This is a genomic window from Brevundimonas lutea (assembly GCF_003704105.1).
GTDB lineage: Bacteria > Pseudomonadota > Alphaproteobacteria > Caulobacterales > Caulobacteraceae > Brevundimonas > Brevundimonas lutea.
In genome coordinates this window covers 442,935-465,819 of record NZ_QUOQ01000003.1, presented here as the reverse complement: position 1 = coordinate 465,819, position 22,885 = coordinate 442,935, and the positions used below count along the sequence as shown (strand labels likewise).

The following is a 22,885-nucleotide window of genomic DNA, read 5'->3' as shown; positions in this document are numbered from 1 at the left end:
GAAGACGACCCGAAGGAAACGACCATGGCCAAGCCCGACCTCAAGAGCTTTCGCGACCGGATGGACAAGTCCGTCGGCGCCCTGAAGGACGAGTTCGGCGGCCTGCGAACGGGCCGGGCCAATGCGGGTCTTCTCGATCCCGTTCAGGTCGAGGCCTATGGCTCGACATCGCCGCTGAACGCCGTGGCGGCGATCAGCGTGCCCGAGCCGCGCATGATCTCGGTCAATGTCTGGGACAAGGGCATGGTGGTCTCGGTCGAGAAGGCGATCCGCGCCGCCGGCCTGGGCCTGAACCCCATCGTCGACGGCCAGATGCTGCGCATTCCAATCCCGCCCCTGACCGAGGAGCGGCGCAAGGACTTGGTGAAGCTGGCCGGCAAATACGCCGAACAGCAGAAGATCGCCGTGCGCAACGTCCGTCGCGACGCCAACGAAGAGCTGAAAAAGGCCGAGAAGGCCGGCGACATCAGCCAGGACGAACAGAAGAAGATGGAGGCCGAGGTCCAGAAGGACACCGACGCCGCCATCAAGCGTATCGACGAGATGCTGAAGACCAAGGAAGCGGAAATCATGCAGGTTTGAGGCGTTTCGCGCTAAGGAACGCTCCATGCCTGTCCAGACCCGCCCCGCGCCGGACGCGCCGTCCACGGACGGACCAGCCGCCCTCGGTCCCGCTCATGTCGCCATCATCATGGACGGCAACGGGCGCTGGGCGACCAAGCGCGGCCTGCCGCGCGCCGCCGGTCACCGCGCCGGGGTCGAGGCCCTGAAACGGACGGTGAAGGCCGCGCCGGAAGTCGGGGTGCGCTGCCTGACGGTGTTCGGCTTCTCGACCGAGAATTGGCGTCGCTCCGCCGAGGAGGTCTCGGACCTGATGGGCATGGTCCGCGCCTTCGTCGATTCCGACCTCCAGCGGCTGCACCGCGAGGGGGTCAAGGTCTGTGTTCTGGGCCGTCGCACCGGCGTACCGGCCGACATCGCCGCCATGATCGAGCGGGCCGAGCGTTTGACCGAGGGCAATACGCGCTTTCGATTGCAGGTCGCCTTCAACTATGGCGGCCGCGCCGATCTGGTCGACGCCGCGCGTCGCCACGCCGAGCGGGTTCTGGCGGGCGAAGCCGGTCCCGAGATCGACGAGGCGGGGTTTGGCGACCTGCTGTCCACCCAAGGCTCGCCACCGCTGGATCTGGTGGTGCGCACCTCGGGCGAGATGCGGCTGTCGAACTTCCTGTTGTGGGAAGCGGCCTACGCCGAACTGGTGTTTCAGGACATCCTCTGGCCCGACTATGGCCGCGAGGCCCTGGCCGAGGCGGTGGCCCGCTATCGTGACCGGGAGCGGCGCTTCGGCGGACGGCCGCCGGCGGCGGCCGTCGCGGCGCCCGCATGACGGCGTTGCTGGCTGGCAATATCGGGGTGCGCACGGCCTCGGCGGTGGTGCTGGCGCCCGCCGCCGTGGCCGCCGCGTGGCTGGGCGGGATGTGGTTCTTCGCCGTCATGGTGGCGGCGGTCATCCTGCTGTCGATCGAATGGGCGCTGATGAGCGCGCCGCGCCACTATCGCGCCGTGGCCTGGGCCGTGGGCGCGGCTCTGATAGCGACAATCCTGGTGGTGCAGTTCGGGAGGCTGTCCACCGCCTTGGTGGTCATGGTCGTGGCCGCCGGAGCCGCGGCCCTGTTCGCGCGCCGTCAGGGCCAGTCCGGCACCGACGCTTCCTATGGCGTGCTCTATATCGGCTGGCCGGCGCTGCTGGTCATCTGGCTGCGGGAGATGCCGGACGGCCTAGGCTGGACGGTGTTCCTGTTCGCGGTGGCCTGGTCGGCCGACGTTATGGCCTTCGTGACGGGCAGCCTGCTGAAAGGCCCCAAGCTGTGGCCGCGCTTTTCGCCCAACAAGACCTGGGCCGGTTTCGTCGGCGGTCTGATCGCGGGCACGGCAGCGGGCGCCCTGTCGGCGGTGTGGCTTGAGCTGAGCGGCCTGACGCCGGCCTGGGGCGCGGCGGTAGGCTTCCTCGCGGCCCTGGCCACCATGGGCGGCGACCTGTGGGAATCGGCGCTGAAACGACGGTTCGGAGTGAAGGATTCGGGGGCTCTGATCCCCGGTCATGGCGGCCTGCTGGACCGGGTCGACGGGCTGATGTTCGCCATCGTGGTGCTGGCCGCCGCGCGGGCCGTGCTGTTCTATTCGGGCGTGGGCTGATGTTGCGCCGCCGCGTGTCCGTGCTGGGATCGACGGGGTCGGTCGGGGTCTCGACTCTCGATCTGATGGATCAGGCTGAGCGCGCCGGGTCGGGCGCCTTCACGGTCGAGGCGTTGACGGGCGCCGGCAATGTGACCCGGCTGGCTGAACAGGCGCGGCGCTGGCGGCCCGCGCTGGTGGTCACGGCCGACCCGGACAGGCTGAATGAGCTCCGGGACGCCGTTGTGGATCTCGATTGCGAGGTCGCGGCGGGGCCCGAGGCGGTGATCGAGGCCGCGACGCGTCCGGCGGACTGGATCATGGCGTCAATCGTCGGCTCGGCCGGCCTGGCCTCGGCCTGGGCGGCGGCGGGCACGGGCGCGACCCTGGCCTTGGCCAACAAGGAGAGCCTGGTGTGCTGCGGTCCGGGCCTGATCGAGCGGGTGCGGGCCGCCGGCGGCCGTTTGATCCCAGTCGATTCCGAGCATTCGGCGATCTTCCAGGTGTTTCCGCATGATCGGCCCGAAGGCGTGGCGCGCGTCGTCCTCACCGCGTCTGGCGGGCCGTTCAGAACCCTGCCGCGCGAGCATATGGCGGCGATCACGCCCGAGCAGGCCGTGGCCCATCCCAACTGGTCGATGGGGGCCAAGATCTCGGTCGACAGCGCCACCCTGGCGAACAAGGGTCTGGAGCTGATCGAGGCGGCCTATCTCTTCGGGCTGAACGCCGAGCAGGTCGATGTCGTGGTCCATCCCGAATCGATCATCCACAGCCTGGTTGAGATGGTTGACGGTTCCAGCCTGGCCCAGATGGGGCCGCCTGACATGAAGACGCCGATCGCCTGCGCCCTCAGCTGGCCCGAGCGTCTGGCCTGGCCGGCGCCGCGCCTTGACCTTGCCGCCATTGGCCGGCTGACCTTCGAAGCGCCCGATCTAGAGCGCTTTCCGGCGCTGGGCCTGGCCCGCGCGGCGCTGGCGGCGGGGCAGGGGGCCACCACCGTCTTCAACGCCGCCAATGAGGTCGCGGTGCTGGCCTTCCTTGACCGGCGCCTGGGCTTTCTCAATATTGCCGCAGTCGTCGCCGAAACCCTCGACAGGCTCGCGGCGTCTCCGATGTCGGGCGAGGGGAGGGACGCCTGCGTCCAGGCCCTCTCGCTGGATGCGGAGGCGCGGCGCGTCTCGGGGGAAGTCGTGCGTCGCCTGGCGCTTGCGGCCTGACCCCCGCGGCCTTGATTTAGGGAGGGCTCGGGTTCGGCATGCTTAACGCGATTGGCGGCGTCCTGCTGTACATCCTGCCCTTCACCCTGGTGCTGACCCTGGTCATCACCATCCATGAGCTCGGCCACTACTGGGCGGCGCGGGCCTTTCGGACCCGGATCGACGCTTTCGCGCTCGGTTTCGGCAAGTCCATCCTGAAGCGTACAGACCGCCACGGGACGGAATGGCGCGTCGGCTGGCTGCCCCTGGGCGGCTACGTCAAGTTCGCCGGCGATCTGGACGCTTCGAGCGTGCCGGACCAGGCGGGCCTGGACGAGCTCAAGGGCCGCATCGTCGCCGCTGAAGGACCGGCGGCCTTGGGCGACTATTTCCATTTCAAGCCGATCTGGCAGCGGGCGATCATCGTCGCCGCCGGACCGATCGCGAACTTCATCCTGGCGGTGGCGCTGTTCACGGCCCTGTTCAGCGTCGTTGGAGTCTATATCCAGCCGCCGCGCGTCGCCGAGGTGACCGCCGGCAGTCCCGCGGCCCAGGCCGGCCTCCAGATCGGCGACCGGATCGTCAGCGTCGACGGCCGCGAGGTCGAGGGGCCGCAGGATGTGATCCGAGAGGTGCGTCTGAACGCCGGCTCGCCGCTGCGCCTGGCGATCGACCGGGCCGGAGAGCCTCTGCTGCTGACGGTGACGCCAACGCGCGCGGTGATCGACGATCCGCTGGCGGGTCGAGCCCGGGTCGGCACGATCGGCGCGGCCCTGGGTGTCGTGCGCGCGGAAGTCACCCATGTCCGCTACAACCCCGTTGAGGCCGTGGCCAAGGGCACAGATCAGGTGGTGGTGATCCTCGACACCACCCTGACCTATCTTGGGCGGATCGTGACCGGCCGGGAGTCGGGCGATCAGCTGTCCGGGCCGATCGGAATCGCCAAGGCTTCGGGCGACGTGGCGCGCCAGGCGGCGGCCCAGACCGAAGTCCCCAGCCTGCAGGCCGCCAACGTCGCGCTGAACCTGCTTCAGCTCGCCGCCATACTTTCGGTCGGAATCGGCTTTCTAAACCTGTTGCCCATCCCCGTGCTCGATGGCGGTCACCTGCTGTTCTACGGCTACGAAGCCGTGGCGAGAAAGCCAGTGGCGGCCCGCGTTCAGGAGATGAGCTACCGTGTCGGTCTTGCTTTGCTGGTGTGTTTGATGTTGTTCGCGACCTGGAACGACCTGCAAAAGCTCAGCCTGTTCCAATTCCTCGGCGGGCTCGCCTGATGAGCCGACGCCAGCCCGCGATGGTTTCCCGTATGATCCTGTCTTCCCAGCGCCTGTCCTTCCGCCCGCGCGGCCGCCTGGCGGCGCCGAGCGCGCTCGCGCTGATCGTGGCCGCCAGCCTGGCCGGACCCACATGGGCCCAGACCCAGCCGCTGCCGACCGTGCCCTCCACGCCGCAGCCGCCGTACGAAACGCAGCCGGAGCAGACGGCCCCCGCGCCCGCGCCAGCGACCCCCGTGCCCGCTCAGGACTCCCAGCCCGACGCCGAGTCGGCGCTGCCGTCGCCGGCGACCGAGACCCTGGGTGATCCGCCTCTGCCGGACATCGCGCCCGCCCCGATGGGGCAGACTGCGGCGCCGGGCTCGCAAACTCCCGCCGCCCCGGTCACAGGTCAGGCTGTCGCGCCCGCGCCCAACACCGGCACGGTCACCCGCATTCTGGTGCGCGGCAACCAGCGCGTCGATCAAACCACCATCCTGTCCTATCTGCCCATCCAGCCGGGCGACACGGTCGATCCGGTGACCCTGGACGTGGCGGTCCGCACCCTGCAGCGCACCCAGCTGTTCTCCAACGTCCAGATCGGCCTCCAGAACGGCGACCTGATCGTCGAGGTGGCCGAGAACCCGGTGATCAACCAGGTGGTGTTCGAGGGCAACTCGGCGCTCAACGAGGAGCGTCTGCGCGAGGAAGTCACAATCCGGCCGCGCGGCATCTTCACACGCGCTCGCGTCCAGGAAGACGTGCAGGCGATCGTCGAGGCCTATCGCCTGACCGGCCGCATCTCCGCCACCGTGACGCCCAAGCTGGTCGAGCTGGATCAGAACCGCGTGGATCTGGTGTTCGAGATCGACGAGGGCCCGCAGACGGGCGTCCGCGCCATCAGCTTCCTCGGCAACGAGGGGTTTTCCGATTCCGAACTGCGCGAAGTGATGGTCACCAAGCAGTCGCGCTGGTGGCGTCTGTTCAGCTCGAATGACAACTATGACCCGAACCGGGTGGAGTATGATCGCGAGCAACTCCGGACTTTCTACACTAACCGCGGCTATTACGACTTCCGCATCGTCTCGGCGGTGGCCGAGCTCTCGCCGTCGCTGGAGGACTTCCTGATCTCGGTGACGGTCGACGAAGGCGAGCGCTACAACTTCGGCGACATCACCGTGGTCACCGAAAACGATCGTCTGAACGCCGACTTCCTGCGCCGGCTACTGCCGATCCAGGAGGGCCAACTTTATGAATCGGACAAGATCGAAGGCGCGGTCGACGCCCTGACCTTCGCGGCCGGTTCGGCCGGATATGCCTTCGTTGACATCCGCCCGACCTATCAGGCGAACCCTGAGACCCGCACGGTCGATGTGACCTTCAACGTCACCGAGGGCCAGCGCGTCTATGTCGAGCGCATCGACATCGTCGGCAACACCGCCACCATCGATCCGGTCATTCGCCGCGAGATGATGCTGGTCGAGGGCGATGCCTTCAACCGCACCCTGCTGGAGCGCTCGCGCAACAATCTGCGGGCGCTTGGGTTCTTCTCCGATGTCACCGTCACCGAGACCCAGGGCAGCGCGCCGGACCGTTCGGTGGTTCAGGTTCAGGTGGCCGAACAGCCGACTGGTGAACTGTCCGTCGGCGCCGGCTTCTCCTCGGTCGATTCCTTCGTCGTGAACCTCGGCGTCAGCCAGTCGAACTTCCGCGGTCGTGGCCAGAGCGTGGTGGCGCGGGTCGAGTGGGGTTCGATCCGACAGAATATCGACTTCCGCTTTACAGAACCCCGCTTCCTAGGCCGCGACCTTCGCGCGGGCTTCGACTTGTTTCACTCGCGCTTCAACTTCCGCGAGGTGTCGAACTTCGACTATCGCACCACCGGCGCGGGTTTGCGTCTGCAGTTCCCCATCAACGGCTACACCGCCCTGGCGACCCGCTACACCCTGCGCAACGACGAGGTGGTGGTCCCGACCGGCTATTGCTCCGGTCAGGGCTCGCTGGCGCTTTGCGAGCAACTGGGCGAGGCCATCAGCTCGGTTGCGGGCTACACCCTGCTGATCGATCGTCGGAACGACCCGATCCGCCCGACCCGCGGCTTTACCGGCAACCTGCGCCAGGATTTCTCCGGTATTGGCGGCGACGTGAAGTACGTTAAGACCGAGCTGGACGGCACCTTCTACTACGGCCTGACGCCTGACTGGATCGTCAGCGTTCAGGGGCAGTTCGGCTATGTCGCCGGCTGGGGCGGCAACCCCGTTCGCATCAACGACCGCTTCTTCAAGGGCGGCAACAGCTTCCGCGGCTTCGAAAACGCCGGCATCGGTCCTCGTGACCTGCTGACGAACGATGCTCTCGGCGGCAACTTCTACGCCATCGGCACCGTCGAACTGACCGTGCCGAATGGCCTTCCCGAGGAATACGGCATCCGCACATCGCTGTTTGCCGATGTGGGGACGCTCGGCTATCTGGACGATCGGTTCAAACTGAACCCCAACGGAACGGTGGACCTGAACATCGTCGATGATCTGGGTCTGCGCGCCTCGGCGGGCCTCAGCGTCCACTGGCGCTCGCCCATGGGCCCGATCCGCTTCGACTTCGCCGGCGTCTTGGCGTCGGAAGAATACGACGAGACGGAGAGCTTCCGCTTCTCGACCTCAACCCAGTTCTAAAGGCTGTTTCGACTATGAAGACCGCAATTTTCGGGGCCGTGGCCCTTGCCGCCCTTGGCGCCCAGGCCGCTCAGGCGCAAACCCAGGTCAACCACGGCGCGCCGCTCACCGGTGTGTGCGTGTACCACAACGAGCGTCTGCTCGGAGAGTCGGCCGCCGGTCAGTCGCTGAACACCGGCATGCAGCGCCTGCTGCAAGAGGTTCAGGCCGAGCTGCAACCCTACGGCGCCACCATTCAGAGCGAGGCGCAACGTATTCAGCAGGCCGGTGAAGCCGGTGATCCGGATGGGTCGCAACGCCAGGCGCTGCAGCAGCGCGTGCAGGAAGCCCAACAGCTGGAGCAGACCCGCGAGGTCGAGCTTCGCTACACGCGCGCCCAACAGCTGAACGCCATCGCCACGGCGGTTGATCCGATCATCGTGCAGATCTACCAGGAGCGCGGCTGCTCGATCCTGCTGGATCGTGAGAGCGTCTATGTGTTCAACCCGGCGATGGACATCACCCAGACCGCCATCGAGCGCCTGAACGCCGCCCTGCCGTCGCTCAGCTTCTCGCGCCAGTCCCCGCCGGCCCAGGCCGCCGCGGGTGGCCAGCCGGGCACTGTGCCGAACCCCTGAGGTTGAGAGGAGGGCGTCCATGCCCGACGCCCGCTTCTTCGATTCCCTGCCGTCCCTGACGGTCGCCGACCTCGCCGCCCGCACGGGCTGCGAGGTCGTTCGCGATTCGGAGGTGCTTATCGCGGGTGTGGCGCCGCTCGGCTCGGCCGGGCCCGATGCCGTGGCGTTCCTGGGTGATCGCAAGCATGTGGCGGCTCTGGCTGATACCGGCGCGGGGGCGGTGATCCTGCATCCCGACATGGCCGAGCGGGCGCCGCAGGACGCGGCGGTGCTGACCTCACGCGAGCCGCAGGCGGCCTGGGCGCGCGCGTCGCTGTTGTTGCACAGGGCCCGTGAGCTGGACTCAACATCCGGTGTTCATCCCGAGGCGCGGCTGGAGCCGGACGTCATGGTGGCCGCCGGCGCGGTCATCGGGGCGGGCGCGGAGATCGGACGCGGGACGCGAATCGGCGCCAACACCGTGATCGGACCCGGAGTGGCCATCGGCCGAGACTGCCGGATCGGCGCCAACGTCACGATCGGCTTCGCCCTGATCGGCGACCGGGTGACGCTGATGGCCGGGGTGCGGATCGGCGAGCCCGGCTTCGGCGCAACGGTATCCAGTCAGGGACCGATCGACATCCCTCAGCTGGGGCGGGTGATCCTGCAGGACAATGTCACGGTCGGCGCCAACAGCTGCATCGACCGGGGCGCCTATGACGACACCGTCATCGGCGAGAACACCAAGATCGATAACCTGGTGATGGTGGGGCATAACTGCCGGATCGGCCGGAACAATCTGATGGCCGCCAACACCGGGATTTCTGGCTCGGTCACCAGCGGCGACAATGTCATCTTCGGCGGCAAGGCCGGGATCGCCGACCACCTTGCTATCGGGGAGGGCGCGCGGGTCGCGGCCGGAGCGGGCGTGCTCCAGAACATCCCGGCGGGCGAGACCTGGTCCGGCTACCCGGCGCGGCCGCTGCGCCAGTTCTTGCGCGAGACGATCTGGGTGTCCAAACAGGCCTCTCGCAAGGGAGCGAAGGACGCATGAGCGACGAGACCCAGGCCGCGATCGACTATGCCGAGGTGATGCGGCGGTTGCCGCACCGCTATCCGTTCCTGCTGGTCGACAAGGCCGAGGACTTCGTGCCCGCGACCTCGATCGTGGGCATCAAGAACGTCAGCCACAACGAGCCCTTCTTTCCCGGTCACTTCCCGATTGATCCCGTGATGCCGGGCGTTCTGATCGTCGAGGCGATGGCCCAGACGGGCGCGCTGTTGATGTCAAAGACACTTGAGGTCGCGGTGGCCGACAAGGTCATCATGTTCATGTCGATCGACGGCGTGCGGTTCAGGAAACCTGCGAGGCCGGGCGATCAGCTGAAGATGCATGTCCACGTCACCCGAGCCCGTGGCGACGCCTACAAGTTCCGGGGCGAGACCTTCATCGACGGCAAGCTGGCGGCCGAGGCTGAGTTCATGGCCATGGTGGTGACCGTCGATCAGCCGGCGGCCTGATCATGGCCATCCATGCCACAGCCCAGGTTGATCCGTCGGCCGAACTCGGTGACGGGGTCGAGGTCGGCGCCTGGTCGATCGTGGGGCCGGGCGTGGTTCTGGAGGCCGGCGTTCGGCTGGCCAGCCATGTCCTGATCGTTCAGGACACCACGCTGGGGCTGGACACGACGGTTCATCCCTTCGCGGTGGTCGGCGGCGATCCGCAGCACTCGGGCTACAAGGGCGAGACGACGCGGCTGGAGGTCGGCGCCCGGTGCCTGATCCGCGAGCATGCGACCCTGAATCGGGGTACGCCGGGCGGAGGCGGGGTCACCCGCGTCGGCGACGACTGCATGCTGATGACCGGGGCGCATGTGGGGCATGACGCGCGGGTGGGGAATACCGTCACCTTCGCCAACAACGCCACCCTGGGCGGGCACGCTGAGATCGGCGACCGGGTGTTTCTGGGCGGGCTTTGCGCCGTTCACCAGTTCGGTCGGGTGGGGGCGGGGGCCATGATCGGCGGGCTGGCGGCGGTGACGCGAGACGTCATTCCCTACGGCTCGGCCTGGGGCAACCACGCGCGGCTGCACGGGCTGAACCTGGTCGGACTGAAGCGCAAGGGTTACGGCAAGGACGCCATTCGCCGGCTGCTGGCGGCTTATCGCGAGTTGTTCGAGGGGGCGGGCGTCTTCTCCGACCGGATCGACCGGGTTGAGAGCGATTACGCCGATTTGCCTGAAATCATGGAGATCGTCGCCTTCATCCGGGCGGGAGACCGGCGGCCGCTGTGCCTGCCGGCCGAGGGATGAGCCGGGCCGTAAAGCCAGGCCCGCATCTGGGCCTGATCGCGGGCGGTGGGGCGCTGCCGCTGGCCGTGGCCGCGCGCTGCGAGGCCGAGGGGCGGTCTCTGACGGTGATCCGTCTGGCGGGATTCGCCGATCCGGCCCTGAACCGCTGGCCGGGCGTCGAGACCGGCATGGCCGAGATCGGCCGCATCCTGAAGGTGCTGAAACAGTCGGGCGCCAAAACCGTGTGCCTGGCGGGGACGGTGTCCCGACCGGATTTCCGGACGCTGAAGCCCGACCTGAAGGGCGCGTCCGTCCTGCCCGGCATCATCGCCGCCGCCGCGCGGGGCGACGACGCCCTGCTGAGGAAGATTCTGTCGGTGTTCGAGGCCGAGGGGTTCGCCGTCGAGGGCGCCGACGACATCCTGGGCGGCGAGACCTTGCCGGCCGGGGCGCTGGGCTCGGTGCGGCCGACGGCGGTGCAATTGAGCGATGTCCACAAGGCCCTGCACGTCGCGGACAAGTCGGGCGAACTGGACATCGGCCAAGGCGCGGTCGTCGTCGACGGCCTGGTGCTGGCGGTGGAGGCCCAAGAGGGAACCGACGCCATGCTGGAGAGGGTGGCGGGTCTGCCTCAGGCCCTGCGCGGCCGTCCGGGGCTGGGCAAGGGGGCGCTGGCCAAGTCGCCCAAGCCGATTCAGGACCTGCGCGTCGATATGCCGGTGATCGGGCCGCGCACCGTGACCCTGGCCGCCGAGGCCGGGCTGGCTGGGATCGCCGGGCGCGAGGGGCGGCTGATCGTCATCGATCGGCGCGGCGTGATCGAGACGGCCGACCGCCTGGGCCTGTTCGTCTGGGGCGAGCCGGGATGACGGCGACGGCGTCCGAGGGCCGGCCGCTGACGATCATGCTGGTCGCGGCCGAAGCCTCGGGCGACGCGCTGGGGGCCGGGCTGGCGCGGGCGCTGAAGGACCGGCTGGGCGACGGCGTGCGGTTCGTCGGCGTCGGCGGGTCGAAGATGGCGGCCGAGGGGATCGACAGTCCCTTCGACATCACCGAGCTGTCGATCCTGGGGTGGATCGAAGGGATCAGGGCCTACGGCCGGGTCAAGCGGAGGGTGGCGGAGACCGCCGCCCTGGCCGCGCGCGAGCGGCCGGACGCGGTGGTGCTGATCGACAGCTGGGGCTTCACCATCCGGGTGGCCAAGGCGATCCGCGCGGCGCGGCCGGACATTCCACTGATCAAATACGTCGGGCCGCAGGTCTGGGCCTCGCGGCCGGGCCGGGCAAAGACCCTGGCCGCCAGCGTCGATCACCTGCTGGCCCTCTACGCCTTCGACGCGCCGTGGTTCGAGCGGGAGGGGCTGGCCACGACGGTGGTCGGGTCGGCCGCTGTCCATACGGACTTCTCGGGCGCGGACCCGGCTGGGTTTCGGGCGCGGCATGGTCTGGCGCCGGATCAGGCGCTGCTCCTGGTTCTGCCCGGCAGCCGGCCCAGCGAGATCGCGCGCATGACGCCCGTCTATGAGCAGGCCGTGGCGCGGATCCGCGCGACGCGGCCGGGGCTGGCTGTGGCGGTGATCGCGGCCGGAAGCATCGCCCACGATCTGCGCGCGCGTCTGGCGACCTGGGCGTCCGACACGATCGTCGTCGGCGAGGACGAAAAACACGACGCCATGAGGGCCGCGACCGTGGCGCTGGCCACCTCCGGCACGGTCTCGACGGAACTGGCGCTGGCCGGGGCGCCGATGGTGATCGCCTACAAGATCGACGGGCTCAGTTACGCCCTGATGAAGCGGCTGGTGACCGCGAAGCACGTCACCCTGTTCAATGTCGCGGCGGATCAGCGGATCGCGCCGGAGTTCATCCAGCAGGACGCTACGCCCGAGCGGCTGGCCGAGGCCGTTGCGGCGCTACTGGACGATCCGGTCAAGGCGCGGGATCAGACGGTGCGCCAGACGGCGGCGCTGGACCTGATGGGCCGCGGCGGAGCGGACCCATCGGGGTTGGCGGCCGACGCGGTGCTGCGTGTGGTCGACGAGGCGCGGCGCGGAGTCGGCGCTCGACATCCCGTCTAACGACGATATTGTCCTCGCGGAACGGGGGACTGTCGGCATGCGCGTGCTCATCGGACTGGCCTGCGCCTTGGCGCTGACGGCTACGGCGACGCCGACCCTGGCTCAGCTTCCCGCCATGCGCGACCGGCCGCTCAGCGCCGCCGAGCGTGGACGACTGACGGAGCTGGAGGGTCAGCTGCAGCGCATCTCGGCGCAGAGAAACACCTCCGCCGCCGCGGTCCGGTCCATCGCCCGGAAGCTGGGGGCGCGCCTGACCACCAGTTCGACCGATGAAATCCTCAAGCTGGTCGATGAGAAGGCCGGTGAGCTTTCCGCCGCCAAAAGTCGAATCGCGGAGCTGGAAGGCGAACTCGACAGCCTGGATTCCATGCGGCTGGCTCGGGCGGTTCAGCCTCTGCTCCAGGCGGCACAGACGGCGATCGAGGAGGGCGAGCTGGAGATCGCCGAGGCCAAGCTGGCCGAAGCCGCGAGCCAGTTCGGCACGGCCAGGGAAACGCTTCAGGGCCGTGTCGCCGACCTGTCCAAGCGCGAGGCCGAGATTTTGGGGCAGCAGGCTCAGGTGCGGCGCGCGGGGTTCGATTATCTGGGGGCCGCCGACCTTTACGGAAAGGCGGCTGAGCTGGAGACCGGCGACGCCAATACGCGGCTGTATTTCTACATTCACCAGGCGGAGAATCTCTCGTTCCACGGTGTTCACGCCGTCGATCTGACGGCCCTCGACCGGGCGCTGGCGGTGGTGCGCGATCAGGCCATACCCCTGACCACCACGGCCGATATGGCGCGATACCGGGGCGCTCGAGAATTTTACGGAACCATTATGGGCAATCGGCTCATGCTGGACCCCAGCCGGCAGCGCCATCAGGAGTTGATCGAACTGCGCCGGGAAATTCTTGCGTCGGTCGATCGCGCCACCGAACCTGAAGAATGGGCGCGGCAGCGGGCCCTGGTCGCCAATGCCGAAGGCCAGTTGGGTCAGGAGATGGCGGATCGGTCCGCGGTTGTCAGAGCTATCCAAGGTTATGCGGAGGCGGAGCCGCTGATGACCGACCCCCAAGCGCGGCTGAGGATGATGCACGCCTGGGCCAACGCCCTGAAACATCTGGGCTCCACCTATGGAGAGCACGACCAGACCCTGGGCGCGATCGATCTGTTCAAACGCGCGGTGGCGGAGGCGCCGCAAGAGGACACCTTCGTCCGGGCCTATTTGCTGGACGGGCTTGCGGCGGCTGAAACCGGCGCGGCCATGCATGCCGGCGACGCCGAGATGATGGATCAGGCCGCCGAGCACTCCCGGGAGTCCCTCGCCTTGGTGACGCGCGAGGAATCGGCGATGTCACGGGCCGGTTTCAGCCTGACCCTGGCGCGCGCGCTGGGATATTCCGCCCGCCTGAAAGGTGAGGCCGGGGCGCCGCACCTCGTGGAGGCCAGGGCGGCCCTGGCGGAGGCGGGGGAGGTGTTCAATCGCGATCAGGCGCCCGTGGACTGGATCTGGGTCGAGCTCGAGCAGGCGTCGCTCGATATGACGGAGGCGAGGATCGGCGGCGACCCGGCGGCGGCCGAAGCGGCCGAGGCGCGCTATCGGGCCATCCAGGCGGGCGGGGCCCGAGAGCTGATGCCGGCGACCTGGGTCGATGCGAAGGTGGGCGAAGCCTATGCGCTGCAGTTTCAGGCCGAGCAGGCGCAGGGCGAGCGGCGCCACGAGCTGCTGACGCGCGCCCAGGCCGCATGGGCCGAAGCCATCGCGGTGGCGGGTGAGCTGGGCACCACGACCGACACCTATGCCGCCGACGCAGCCGTGACCGCGCGGATGCTGGCCGAGAGCTAGACTTCGGGCTCGGCGCCGAGCCACCCGGCCAGCGCGGCATAGTCGTTGATCCGATGATGGGCGCCGGCCGCCATCAGGCGCTCGGGGTGGCCGGGGCGGATGTGGCCTCCGGCGCAGACGGCGACCACGGTCATGCCCGCCGCGACACCGGCCTGAACGCCGGCGGTGCTGTCTTCGAGCACCAGAGTGCGGGCGGGGTCGGCGCCCATCTCGCGGGCGGCGTGCAGGAACAGGTCGGGGTGCGGCTTGCCGCGCTCGACATGGACAGCGGCGCTGTAGAGGCGGTCGCCGAAGGCCTCGGCCAGGCCGAACCGCTGAAGCCCCAGGGCCAGCCAGTCGGGCGGACTGGAGGAGGCGACGCAGATGGGGCCGTCGCAGGCGGCGACGAAGTCCTGAACGCCTGCGACGGGTTGGAGCGTGGTTTCGGCGGCGGCCTCGCATCGCGCGGTCCAGTCCACCAGCATCTCGTCGGGCAGATCGCGCCCCAGCTTCTCCCGGATCACCGGCGCGCAGTCGCGCCATCGCTTGCCCATGTAGGCCTCGAGCGCCTCGTCCACCGTGGTCGGCAGGCCGTGGGCGGTCAGCATCTCGGACAGGGCCTGATTGTTCAGGATCTCGCTGTCGGCGATGACGCCGTCATAGTCGAAGATGATGAGGTCGAAAGGCGGAGAGCCGCTCATGTCGCCGTCTTGTCGATGGCCTTGGCGGCGTTCCACAGGGCGTCCATTTCGGCAAGGTCGGACTGGTCCGGGGTGCGGCCGTCCCTGGCCAGTTCGGCCTCGATGTGGTGGAAGCGGCGGATGAACTTGGCGTTGGCGGCCGAGAGGGCGTCCTCGGGCTCGACGCCCAGTTTGCGGGCCAGGTTGGCGAGGACGAACAGCAGGTCGCCGACCTCCTCGCGCACCGTTTCGAGGTCGCCCGAGGCGATCTCGACCTTCAGCTCGGCGGCCTCCTCCTCCAGCTTGTCGAACACCTCGTCGGTCGAGGGCCAGTCGAAGCCGACGCGGGCGGCGCGCTTGGTCAGTTTGGCGGCGCGGGCGAGGGCGGGCAGGGCCACAGGGACGTCGTCGAGCACGCCGTGCTGGGCGCGCTCCTTCCGCTCGGCGGCCTTGATGTCCTCCCAGCGGGCCTTCTGGGACACGGCGTCGGCGTGGGGCGTCTCGTCGCCGAAAACGTGAGGATGGCGGCGAACCAGCTTGTCGGCCATGGCGGCGGCCACGTCGTCGAAGGCGAACAGGCCCTGCTCTTCGGCCATGCGGGCATGGAAGACCACCTGGAACAGCAGGTCGCCCAGTTCGGACTTGAGGTCCGCCATGTCGCCGCGCTGGATGGCGTCGGCGACCTCATAGGCCTCTTCCAAAGTATAGGGGGCGATGGTCTGGAAGCTCTGCTCCAGATCCCAGGGGCAGCCGGTCTCGGGGTCGCGCAGCCGCGCCATGATGGCGTTCAGCCGGTCGAGCGGGGCGTCGGGCAGGGTCATGCGATCAGGCGGGCTCGGTCTGGGCGGCGCGGGCGTCGAGGGCGCGGCGGATGTCGTCGTGGCGGGCGGGGGTCAGGGGATAGTTCCTCAGCGCCAGGGCGGCCAGGGCAATCAGCACGGCGGGCGCGACCACGAACATGATCTGCAGCGTCAGAAGGGCCGTCGGGCTGTTGCCGCCCTGGGGCGCCACCGCCTCGAACCCGACCCAGCCTAGGACGGCGTAGGGGATCAGGGCGAAGACGTGGCCCAGCTTGGTCGTGGCCGAGAGGATGGAGAACATCAGCCCGGTCCGCTCGACGCCGGTCTCAAGCCGCACCTCGTCGCCCGCGTCGGCCATCATGGCGCGCAGCAGAAACAGGCCCGCCGCATAGGGCAGTCCGGCGATGAACATGGCGACGGCGGTGAGGGCGAAATTGCCGCCGGGCAACAGGGTCGCGCCGAAATACAGGCCGGCGAAGATCAGGCTGGCGACGATCAGCGCCGGCGCCTTGCCGATCCGGTTGGCCAGCCGCGCCCAGATCGGCGCGCCGACCAGGCCACCGATGAAATAGAGCAGCATGAAGATCGAGGCCTCGGCCCGGTCGTAGCCCTTGATCTGATCGAAGAAGAAGAACAGCAGCGAGCCGGTGATGCCCGGCGCGATGCCGAGCAGGAGGTCGGCGGCCAGCAGGCGCGACACGGTCGGTCGCTTCAGCAAATCGATATAGGCGCGGAAGCCGCCGTGGGCGCCGTCCGTGACGGTGACCGGCTCGGGCACCTTGAGAACCGCCAGGCCGATGGTCAGGGGCAGCAGGGCGATGATCACCCACCCCATGATGTGGACGCCCGCCACATAGTCGCCGACGCCCAGCTGAACCACGGCGGCCGGCAGGATCAGGATGCCGATGACGCCGATGATGTTGAACGCCTGCCACCAGGCATAGACGCGGCTGCGCTGGTCGTATTCGGGCGCCAGCACGCTGGCCCAGCCCAGCTGGCTCAGGGTGCCGACCGAAAAGCCGAGGTAGAGCACCAGCAGCCAGAGGAAGAGATAGCCGGGGCCGGCCCCCGGCCGGACCAGCACGAACATCATCAGGGCGGCCAGCATCAGCACCGGCGCCGAGGCGATCATCCAGGGCCGATAGCGGCCCAGGCGCGTGCGGGTCCGGTCCATGGCCGCGCCGATGAAGGGGTCGGCGACGATGTCGATGGCCCGCACGGCCATGAACATGTAGCCGACCATGGCGATGTCGATGCCGACATGGCTGGCGTAGAATTCCGGCAGGGTGACGGGCAGGGCCACCCCGAACGCCGCCAATGGCAGGCAAACGAGGGAGAAGGTCGCCAGGGTGAGGTTGGAGCGGCGCTGGGTCAGCGGGGCGGCGGTCATCGGGTGCTCGGTCGATCCCTGCAGCGGCGAGTCGCCGTCGTCGCCACCATGCCGCGTCGCGCTCGCTCGCGCGAGCGTGTCCGCAACAGCTCTTGCGGGGAAGGGCCGGGCGACGGCACCCTCCGGCGATGAAAGCATGGATGACTCGCGGGATCGCCGTCGCTGTAGGTTTGCTGAGCCTGGCCCTGGCGGGTCAGGTCGCGGCCCAGTCGCGCGTGGCCGACGGCGCCGAGGTCTGTCATCTCGACGATGGGGCCTGGGACGCCGTGGCCCTGGTCAACGCCCAGTCGATCGACCGGCTGGAGTGGGCGCCGTTCGGGACGCCGGAGTGGGGCTGGGACACCTACCTGCCGCTGATGCAGCGCGAGCTGGGGACGCGGTGCGCGGCGCAGTCGGCTGTGTTCGCCCAGCGGCTGGCGGGATGGCAGATGCGCTATGGTCTGCCGGCCACGGGCGTTTTCGGCGAGGCCGAGTTCCAGGTGCTGCGCGGTGTCCTGCAGGAGCGCAGGCCGTTCCTGATGGCCCGGGTGCGCGGCGAATGCCCGGAGCCGCCGCCGATCAGCGAGCTGGCTTATCTGACGGTCCAGGAGGAGGCGGCCGACCGGCTGACCCGCCTGCTCAGGCGCGACACTCTGGACGCCTGGCGCCGCATGGTCGCCGCGGCGCGGGCCGAGGTTCCGGCGCTGGCGGGCAATACCGAGTTTCTCCAGATCGTCTCCGGCTGGCGCGACCCGGTCGAGGACGCGGCGCGGTGTGCGCAGGACGGCAACTGCGACGGCCTCAGACGCGCGGAGTGTTCGGCGCACCGGACGGGGGCGGCGATCGACCTCTATGTCGGGCATCTGACCGGCATGGGCGTGGTCTCGACCGAGCCGGCCAGCCGCCATTTCATGTCGCATAGCCCGGCCTATCTGTGGCTGGTGAGCAATGCGCACCGGTTCGGCTTCGTGCCCTATGTCTTTGAGCCCTGGCATTGGGAATACGTCGCGGAACCGGCCGGGTGAGGGTGCGCGGCCTGACGTCGGGCGAACGGGCGCTGGCCGCCGAGAGTTTCGGGCCTGCCCTGGCTCTGGACCAGGTGCGGTTGCTGGCGGCGCCCTGGCCGGTGGTCAGGGCCTTCGTGCCGGGGCGATGGTTCGGCCGCGACTGGATCGTTTGGCCGGAGCGGAGCCTGCCGGCGGATTTCACGGCCGCGCCCCTAAGACAGCAGGCCGTGCTGATCCATGAACTGGTCCACGTCTGGCAGGCCCAGCAGGGCGTCAATCTGCTGACCGGCAAGCTCAGGGCCGGGGATCGTCCGGCCTCCTATGCCTACCCGTTGGACGACAGCTGCCTGTGGGAGGGGCTGAACATCGAGCAACAGGCCATGGTGGTCGAGCACCGCTTCCTGCTGTCGCGCGGCGGCCGTGTCCCGGCGACCCAGGCCTTCTACGATCGGGTCTGCCCGCTGGCGCGGCGGATGGAAATCTGAGGGGAGACCATGAGAGAGATCATCAGGGGCCTAACGTTGATCGGCCGGTTTACGGGCCGGGACAGCAGGGGCCAGTTCTGGCCCTATGCGCTGAGCGTTTTCGCCGTCTTCACGATCGGTTTGTTCGTAACGATGCCGTTGGCCATGTCGTCGATGTTCGGCGAGATGAACGCCTTCGCCCAGGCCCACCCCGATCAGGCGACCGTCACGGTCGGATCCGGCGGCTATTCGGTTCAGCTGCATGAAGGCGCCGAGCCGCTACCGGACTTCGACATGACGCCGATGTTCGTGGCGATGGCTGTCTGGGTGGCGGCGATCGCCGTCATGACGGCGGCGGCCGTGACGCGGCGGCTTCACGACAGAGGGCTGACGGGGTGGATCGCTATCTTGCCGCTAGCCCTGCTGGTACTGGGGTTGGCACTGTTTCCCCGGATGATGAACAGCTTCACGAGCGACACGCCGGACATGGGGCTTTTCGGGCTCGTGATGCTGACCAACGTGGCCTATCTGATCAGCCTTGGGGGCCTAGTGGTGTTGCTGGCGCTGCCCGGTCAGCCGCGCCCCAACCGACACGGACCGGCGCCGGAAGACCGCCTAATCGGCTGAAGCAGAGACCGCCGGCGCCGCAGAGCGTCTCGATTCGAGCGCCGTGATCGACGCCTGGTGTTCGGCCAGTTGGGTCTCGGCGATCTCGCGAAGCGCCGGGTCCGTCGTGCTGTCGCGCAAACGTTCCGACGCCTCGGCGGCTCGCCGGGTTTCGGCGATAAGCACATCAAGGGCCGCCTCCTCGGCGTCTGACGTCACGGGGGGCGCAACCTTGGTCGAGGGCTGGTCGTAGCCCTGATAGGCCGCCGCTTGCCGTTCGGCGGACGCGTCGCGGAGAGCCTGTTGCACGGGGTCGCCGCCGCCTTCGCAGGCGGCGAGGGCGACGCAGGCCGCGATCAGCAGGGTGGCGCGCATCAGCCTTCGATCCACGTCGGCAGCCAGGCTTCGTGCATCTCGCGCAGGTGGGCGAGAGGGATGCGGAACAGTTCGCCCTTGTCGCCGGCCGAGGCGAAGTCCTGGCCCCGGGCGTGACCGACGACCGAGGCGTGCAGACCGGCCTTCTGGGCCGCCGCGATCAGGGCGGTGGGATCGGGAACGGCGGCCAGATAGCGGGCCTGGTCCTCGCCGAAGAGCAGGATGTGGGCGTGGGTCTCGCTGGTGGCGTCCAGCTCGACGCCGCAGTCGCTGGCCAGAGCCATATCGGCGGCGGCGCCGATCAGGCCGCCGTCTGACAAGTCGTGGACGCAGGTCAGGTCGCCGGCTTCGATCATGCCACGCACGAAGTCGCCGGTCTTGCGTTCCAGCGCCAGATCGACCGGCGGCGGCGCGCCGTCCTCGCGGCCAAGCACCTCGCGCAGATAGATCGAGGCGCCCAGCTCGCCGACCGTTTCCCCGATCAGCACCAGGGCGTCGCCCTCAACCATGGTCGAGAAGCCGGCCACGACGTCGTAGTTGGGCAGCAGGCCCACCGCGCCCACGGTCGGGGTCGGCGGAATGGCGACGCCATTGGTCTCGTTATAGAGCGAGACGTTGCCGCTCACGACCGGGAAGTCGAGCGCGCGGCAGGCCTCGGCCATGCCGTCGGTGGCGCGCACGATCTGGCCCATGATCTCGGGGCGTTGCGGATTGCCGAAGTTGAGGTTGTCGGTGATGGCGATGGGGCGCGAGCCGACGGCGGTCAGATTGCGCCACGCCTCGGCCACGGCCTGTTTGCCGCCCTCGTAGGGGTCGTTCTGGACATAGCGGGGCGTGCAGTCCGAGGTGACGGCCAGACCCTTGTCCGTGCCGTGGACGCGGACCACGCCGGCGTCGGCGCCAGTGGCCGAGTCCTGCAGGGTGTCGGCCATGACGTGGCGGTCGTACTGCTCCCAGATCCACCGCTTGGAGGCCATGTCCGGGCAGGTCAGCACCGACAGCACGGCGTCGGGCCAGCTGTCGGGGGCGGGAACCTCGGCGGGGGCCAGGCGGGGGTGCAGCTCGGGCTGGACCCAAGGTCGGTCATACAGCGGCGCGTCGTCGAACAGCGGGGCCAGAGGCACGTCGCAGACGGTCTCACCGTGATGCTTCAGGACCAGATGGCCGGTGTCGGTGGTCTTGCCGATAACGGCGAAGTCCAGGCCCCACTTCTGGAAGATGCGATGGCCATCGGCCTCGCGGCCGGGCTTCAGCACCGCCAGCATCCGCTCCTGGCTTTCCGACAGCATCATCTCGTAGGCGGTCATGCCGGTTTCTCGCTGGGGCACCTTGTTCAGGTCCAGTTCGACGCCGACGCCGCCCTTGCCCGCCATCTCGACGGAGGAGGAGGTCAGGCCCGCCGCGCCCATGTCCTGAATGGCGGCCACGGCGCCCGAAGCCATCAGCTCCAGCGTGGCCTCGATCAGCAGCTTCTCGGCGAACGGATCGCCGACCTGCACCGTGGGGCGTTTCGATTCGGATTCGTCGTCGAACTCGGTCGAGGACATGGTCGCGCCGTGGATGCCGTCCCGGCCGGTCTTGGAGCCGAAATAGACCACGTCATGGCCTGCTTCCGGCGCGGCCGAATAATAGATCTCATCGGCCCGCGCGATGCCGACGCACATGGCGTTGACCAGGATGTTGCCGTTGTAGCCCTTGTGGAAGTTCGTCTCTCCGGCGACGGTCGGCACGCCGACGCAGTTGCCGTAGCCGCCGATGCCCGCGACCACGCCCTTGACCAGACGCCTCGACTTCTCGTGGCCGGGATCGCCGAAACGCAGGGCGTTCAGCAAGGCGACCGGGCGCGCGCCCATGGTGAAGACGTCGCGCATGATGCCGCCCACGCCCGTCGCCGCGCCCTGATAGGGCTCGATGTAGGAGGGGTGGTTGTGCGACTCCATCTTGAAGATGCAGGCGTCGCCGTCGTCGATATCGATCACGCCGGCATTCTCGCCCGGCCCGCAGATGACGCGCTCGCCCGTCGTTGGGAACTTCATCAGCTGGGTCTTGGACGACTTGTAGGAGCAGTGCTCGGACCACATGACCGAGAAGACGCCCAGCTCGACCTGATTGGGCTCGCGGCCCAGCCGGTCCAGCAGGACCTCATATTCGTTCGGGGCCAGGCCGTATTCGGCGGCCAGTTCGGCCATGGACTTGTCGGGAGCGCTCATGGGAGGCGCTTCTAGCGACCGGCGGGGCGATAGGCTACCGTCCCGAGCTCATGTCCTGTCTCCGTCTGCTTGTCCCGCTCGCTCTGGCGGCCTGCGCCGCGTCGTCGGTCCGTGCTGAGCCGACCGTCTACGCCGACGTCACCGCCACCCACCTGCCGGCGGCGCCCGAGCTGCATGCGCTGGATGGCGTGTTCGTGGACGTCGATGGGGACGGTGATCTGGATTTGGCGCTGGCCGTCGAGGGCGAGGTCAACCGGCTATACCGCAACGAGGGCGACGGTCGCTTCGTCTGGGTCGAAGGCGCCTTCGGGACCACGCCCCACGATACCGAGCATGTGAGGACGGCGGATTTCGACGGCGACGGCCACGCCGATCTGGTCTTCGTCGCCGAGGACGACCAGACGCACCAGCTGTTCCTCGGGCGCGGCGACGGAACCTTCCAGGACGCCTCGGACCGGCTACCGGGACGCAGCGAAGGCAACGGCCTGGCGGTCGGCGACGTCGACGGCGACGGCCGCCCGGACATCGTCGTCGGCTCCTCGACCGGCGGGGAGGGGGGCGGCCAGGAGTTGCTGTGGCTGAACGACCCGGAGCGTCCGGGCTGGTTCATCGACGCGACCCGCACCCATCTGCCACAGGCCGAGGACGCGACCCAGGATGTGCTGCTGGCCGATCTCGACGGCGACGGCGATCTGGACATGGTGGTGGCCAACGAGGCCGGGCCGCCGCGCCTGCTGATCAACGATGGCGAGGGGCGGTTTTCCGACGCCGCGGATCGCCTCCAGCCCGCCGTGGCCCTGCACAGCCGCGAGGTCCACGCCCTGGACGCCAACGGCGACGGCCGCCTCGACCTCGTCTTCTTCAACCTGACCAGCAACAATCAGGGCTGGGAGTTCGATCCCCAGACCCGGCTGCTGATCCAGGGCGAGGATGGTCGGTTCGTGGATGAGACGGCCGAACGACTGCCAGCCCATCGCTTCTCCAGTTGGGGCGGTCAGGTGGTTGACTTCGACGCTGACGGCCATCCTGACCTGGTGGTCAGCGCCATCGCGGTGCCGGGCTTTGAGCCCCAGCAGGTGCGCGCCTGGCGCAATGATGGTCAGGGCCGCTTCACAGACGTGACCGCGACGGTCATTCCCGCCGAGACCGTCGGGCGCGGCTGGAGCATGGACGCGGCCGATCTGAACGGCGACGGCGTGCCGGACGTCTTCGTCGGCGGCTGGGGAACCCAGGCCCGGCTGCTGATGTCGGGGGGCCCGACCGAGTGACGCTGGCCTCCGGCGGTCGTGGCCGCTAAGCCCGGCCCGTCGCTC

Annotated in this window: 22 protein-coding genes; 17 read left to right on the top strand and 5 right to left on the bottom strand. The window is 68.8% G+C overall.

Translation table 11 applies throughout. The features are described 5' to 3' along the window. The first annotated feature begins 24 nt into the window (after nucleotides 1–24). From frr to EES48_RS06170, 13 genes are all read left to right on the top strand, one after another. Nucleotides 25–582, top strand: a complete 558-nt coding sequence (gene frr / locus EES48_RS06230; RefSeq protein ID WP_122465504.1) for a ribosome recycling factor — start codon at nucleotides 25–27, stop codon at nucleotides 580–582. Nucleotides 583–607: 25 nt separating this feature from the next. After that, complete coding sequence (uppS, locus tag EES48_RS06225; protein ID WP_122465503.1) at nucleotides 608–1,387, top strand: polyprenyl diphosphate synthase; 780 nt, start codon at nucleotides 608–610, stop codon at nucleotides 1,385–1,387. Then, nucleotides 1,384–2,196 (top strand): phosphatidate cytidylyltransferase, encoded by an 813-nt coding sequence (locus EES48_RS06220; protein ID WP_122465502.1) that lies wholly within the window; start codon nucleotides 1,384–1,386, stop codon nucleotides 2,194–2,196. The genes uppS and EES48_RS06220 overlap by 4 nt, the downstream gene beginning before the upstream one ends. Further along, complete coding sequence (dxr, locus tag EES48_RS06215) at nucleotides 2,196–3,392, top strand: 1-deoxy-D-xylulose-5-phosphate reductoisomerase (RefSeq protein WP_122465501.1); 1,197 nt, start codon at nucleotides 2,196–2,198, stop codon at nucleotides 3,390–3,392. The genes EES48_RS06220 and dxr overlap by 1 nt, the downstream gene beginning before the upstream one ends. A gap of 38 nt (nucleotides 3,393–3,430) precedes the next feature. Beyond that, entirely contained in the window at nucleotides 3,431–4,645 is a 1,215-nt protein-coding gene (rseP, locus tag EES48_RS06210; RefSeq protein ID WP_122465500.1) for an RIP metalloprotease RseP, read from the top strand. A 338-nt stretch (nucleotides 4,646–4,983) separates the two neighbouring features. After that, complete coding sequence (gene bamA, locus EES48_RS06205) at nucleotides 4,984–7,296, top strand: outer membrane protein assembly factor BamA (protein ID WP_122465720.1); 2,313 nt, start codon at nucleotides 4,984–4,986, stop codon at nucleotides 7,294–7,296. A gap of 14 nt (nucleotides 7,297–7,310) precedes the next feature. Then, entirely contained in the window at nucleotides 7,311–7,913 is a 603-nt protein-coding gene (locus tag EES48_RS06200; protein WP_122465499.1) for an OmpH/Skp family outer membrane protein, read from the top strand. A 19-nt stretch (nucleotides 7,914–7,932) separates the two neighbouring features. Further along, nucleotides 7,933–8,946 carry a UDP-3-O-(3-hydroxymyristoyl)glucosamine N-acyltransferase gene (lpxD, locus tag EES48_RS06195; protein ID WP_122465498.1) on the top strand — a complete coding sequence of 338 codons (1,014 nt, stop codon included), beginning with the start codon at nucleotides 7,933–7,935 and terminating at the stop codon, nucleotides 8,944–8,946. After that, nucleotides 8,943–9,413, top strand: coding sequence for a 3-hydroxyacyl-ACP dehydratase FabZ (fabZ, locus tag EES48_RS06190; protein WP_122465497.1), 471 nt, complete (start codon nucleotides 8,943–8,945; stop codon nucleotides 9,411–9,413). Before lpxD ends, fabZ begins: the two co-directional genes overlap by 4 nt. Before the next feature lie 2 nt (nucleotides 9,414–9,415). After that, the gene (lpxA, locus tag EES48_RS06185) at nucleotides 9,416–10,204 is read left to right on the top strand and encodes an acyl-ACP--UDP-N-acetylglucosamine O-acyltransferase (protein ID WP_122465496.1); all 789 of its coding nucleotides are present in this window, start codon (nucleotides 9,416–9,418) and stop codon (nucleotides 10,202–10,204) included. Then, nucleotides 10,201–11,052 carry a UDP-2,3-diacylglucosamine diphosphatase gene (lpxI, locus tag EES48_RS06180; protein WP_122465495.1) on the top strand — a complete coding sequence of 284 codons (852 nt, stop codon included), beginning with the start codon at nucleotides 10,201–10,203 and terminating at the stop codon, nucleotides 11,050–11,052. The genes lpxA and lpxI overlap by 4 nt, the downstream gene beginning before the upstream one ends. After that, nucleotides 11,049–12,257, top strand: coding sequence for a lipid-A-disaccharide synthase (gene lpxB, locus EES48_RS06175; RefSeq protein ID WP_122465494.1), 1,209 nt, complete (start codon nucleotides 11,049–11,051; stop codon nucleotides 12,255–12,257). The genes lpxI and lpxB overlap by 4 nt, the downstream gene beginning before the upstream one ends. A gap of 37 nt (nucleotides 12,258–12,294) precedes the next feature. Next, nucleotides 12,295–14,082, top strand: coding sequence for a hypothetical protein (locus EES48_RS06170; RefSeq protein ID WP_122465493.1), 1,788 nt, complete (start codon nucleotides 12,295–12,297; stop codon nucleotides 14,080–14,082). Here EES48_RS06170 and EES48_RS06165 read toward each other — a convergent pair. From EES48_RS06165 to EES48_RS06155, 3 genes are read right to left on the bottom strand one after another with little or no spacing between them, the layout of a single operon-like run. Continuing rightward, complete coding sequence (locus tag EES48_RS06165) at nucleotides 14,079–14,762, bottom strand: HAD family hydrolase (protein ID WP_122465492.1); 684 nt, start codon at nucleotides 14,760–14,762, stop codon at nucleotides 14,079–14,081. The genes EES48_RS06170 and EES48_RS06165 overlap by 4 nt on opposite strands. After that, nucleotides 14,759–15,562, bottom strand: a complete 804-nt coding sequence (mazG, locus tag EES48_RS06160; RefSeq protein WP_122465491.1) for a nucleoside triphosphate pyrophosphohydrolase — start codon at nucleotides 15,560–15,562, stop codon at nucleotides 14,759–14,761. The genes EES48_RS06165 and mazG overlap by 4 nt, the downstream gene beginning before the upstream one ends. Nucleotides 15,563–15,566: 4 nt before the next feature. Further along, nucleotides 15,567–16,931 (bottom strand): MFS transporter, encoded by a 1,365-nt coding sequence (locus tag EES48_RS06155; RefSeq protein ID WP_122465490.1) that lies wholly within the window; start codon nucleotides 16,929–16,931, stop codon nucleotides 15,567–15,569. Between the two features lie 140 nt (nucleotides 16,932–17,071). On the opposite strand from EES48_RS06155, the gene EES48_RS06150 reads away from it, so the two are divergent. Genes EES48_RS06150 through EES48_RS06140 form a run of 3 tightly spaced genes read left to right on the top strand, consistent with a single transcriptional unit; the run spans nucleotide 17,072 to nucleotide 19,008 of the window. Then, complete coding sequence (locus EES48_RS06150) at nucleotides 17,072–17,935, top strand: D-alanyl-D-alanine carboxypeptidase family protein (RefSeq protein ID WP_122465489.1); 864 nt, start codon at nucleotides 17,072–17,074, stop codon at nucleotides 17,933–17,935. Continuing rightward, nucleotides 17,932–18,402, top strand: a complete 471-nt coding sequence (locus tag EES48_RS06145) for a hypothetical protein (protein ID WP_122465488.1) — start codon at nucleotides 17,932–17,934, stop codon at nucleotides 18,400–18,402. The genes EES48_RS06150 and EES48_RS06145 overlap by 4 nt, the downstream gene beginning before the upstream one ends. A gap of 9 nt (nucleotides 18,403–18,411) precedes the next feature. Beyond that, the gene (locus EES48_RS06140; RefSeq protein ID WP_122465487.1) at nucleotides 18,412–19,008 is read left to right on the top strand and encodes a DUF805 domain-containing protein; all 597 of its coding nucleotides are present in this window, start codon (nucleotides 18,412–18,414) and stop codon (nucleotides 19,006–19,008) included. On the opposite strand, the gene EES48_RS15015 is transcribed toward EES48_RS06140, so the two are convergent. Next, a complete protein-coding gene (locus EES48_RS15015; RefSeq protein ID WP_205679378.1) occupies nucleotides 18,997–19,362 on the bottom strand; it encodes a hypothetical protein in 366 nt (121 codons plus the stop codon). The two genes, EES48_RS06140 and EES48_RS15015, sit on opposite strands and share 12 nt — an antisense overlap. Beyond that, a complete protein-coding gene (gene purL, locus EES48_RS06130) occupies nucleotides 19,362–21,572 on the bottom strand; it encodes a phosphoribosylformylglycinamidine synthase subunit PurL (protein WP_122465486.1) in 2,211 nt (736 codons plus the stop codon). Before purL ends, EES48_RS15015 begins: the two co-directional genes overlap by 1 nt. Before the next feature lie 50 nt (nucleotides 21,573–21,622). On the opposite strand from purL, the gene EES48_RS06125 reads away from it, so the two are divergent. Beyond that, a complete protein-coding gene (locus tag EES48_RS06125) occupies nucleotides 21,623–22,840 on the top strand; it encodes an FG-GAP repeat domain-containing protein (RefSeq protein ID WP_122465485.1) in 1,218 nt (405 codons plus the stop codon). Nucleotides 22,841–22,885 lie beyond the last annotated feature (45 nt).

What these genes read in the sequence shown, in the direction of transcription:
- frr (WP_122465504.1), top strand. Translation starts at nt 25, where the DNA reads ATGGCCAAGCCCGACCTCAAGAGCTTTCGCGACCGGATGGACAAGTCC.
- uppS (WP_122465503.1), top strand. Translation starts at nt 608, where the DNA reads ATGCCTGTCCAGACCCGCCCCGCGCCGGACGCGCCGTCCACGGACGGA.
- EES48_RS06220 (WP_122465502.1), top strand. Translation starts at nt 1,384, where the DNA reads ATGACGGCGTTGCTGGCTGGCAATATCGGGGTGCGCACGGCCTCGGCG.
- dxr (WP_122465501.1), top strand. Translation starts at nt 2,196, where the DNA reads ATGTTGCGCCGCCGCGTGTCCGTGCTGGGATCGACGGGGTCGGTCGGG.
- rseP (WP_122465500.1), top strand. Translation starts at nt 3,431, where the DNA reads ATGCTTAACGCGATTGGCGGCGTCCTGCTGTACATCCTGCCCTTCACC.
- bamA (WP_122465720.1), top strand. Translation starts at nt 4,984, where the DNA reads ATGGGGCAGACTGCGGCGCCGGGCTCGCAAACTCCCGCCGCCCCGGTC.
- EES48_RS06200 (WP_122465499.1), top strand. Translation starts at nt 7,311, where the DNA reads ATGAAGACCGCAATTTTCGGGGCCGTGGCCCTTGCCGCCCTTGGCGCC.
- lpxD (WP_122465498.1), top strand. Translation starts at nt 7,933, where the DNA reads ATGCCCGACGCCCGCTTCTTCGATTCCCTGCCGTCCCTGACGGTCGCC.
- fabZ (WP_122465497.1), top strand. Translation starts at nt 8,943, where the DNA reads ATGAGCGACGAGACCCAGGCCGCGATCGACTATGCCGAGGTGATGCGG.
- lpxA (WP_122465496.1), top strand. Translation starts at nt 9,416, where the DNA reads ATGGCCATCCATGCCACAGCCCAGGTTGATCCGTCGGCCGAACTCGGT.
- lpxI (WP_122465495.1), top strand. Translation starts at nt 10,201, where the DNA reads ATGAGCCGGGCCGTAAAGCCAGGCCCGCATCTGGGCCTGATCGCGGGC.
- lpxB (WP_122465494.1), top strand. Translation starts at nt 11,049, where the DNA reads ATGACGGCGACGGCGTCCGAGGGCCGGCCGCTGACGATCATGCTGGTC.
- EES48_RS06170 (WP_122465493.1), top strand. Translation starts at nt 12,295, where the DNA reads ATGCGCGTGCTCATCGGACTGGCCTGCGCCTTGGCGCTGACGGCTACG.
- EES48_RS06165 (WP_122465492.1), bottom strand. Translation starts at nt 14,762, where the DNA reads ATGAGCGGCTCTCCGCCTTTCGACCTCATCATCTTCGACTATGACGGC.
- mazG (WP_122465491.1), bottom strand. Translation starts at nt 15,562, where the DNA reads ATGACCCTGCCCGACGCCCCGCTCGACCGGCTGAACGCCATCATGGCG.
- EES48_RS06155 (WP_122465490.1), bottom strand. Translation starts at nt 16,931, where the DNA reads ATGACCGCCGCCCCGCTGACCCAGCGCCGCTCCAACCTCACCCTGGCG.
- EES48_RS06150 (WP_122465489.1), top strand. Translation starts at nt 17,072, where the DNA reads ATGACTCGCGGGATCGCCGTCGCTGTAGGTTTGCTGAGCCTGGCCCTG.
- EES48_RS06140 (WP_122465487.1), top strand. Translation starts at nt 18,412, where the DNA reads ATGAGAGAGATCATCAGGGGCCTAACGTTGATCGGCCGGTTTACGGGC.
- EES48_RS15015 (WP_205679378.1), bottom strand. Translation starts at nt 19,362, where the DNA reads ATGCGCGCCACCCTGCTGATCGCGGCCTGCGTCGCCCTCGCCGCCTGC.
- purL (WP_122465486.1), bottom strand. Translation starts at nt 21,572, where the DNA reads ATGAGCGCTCCCGACAAGTCCATGGCCGAACTGGCCGCCGAATACGGC.
- EES48_RS06125 (WP_122465485.1), top strand. Translation starts at nt 21,623, where the DNA reads ATGTCCTGTCTCCGTCTGCTTGTCCCGCTCGCTCTGGCGGCCTGCGCC.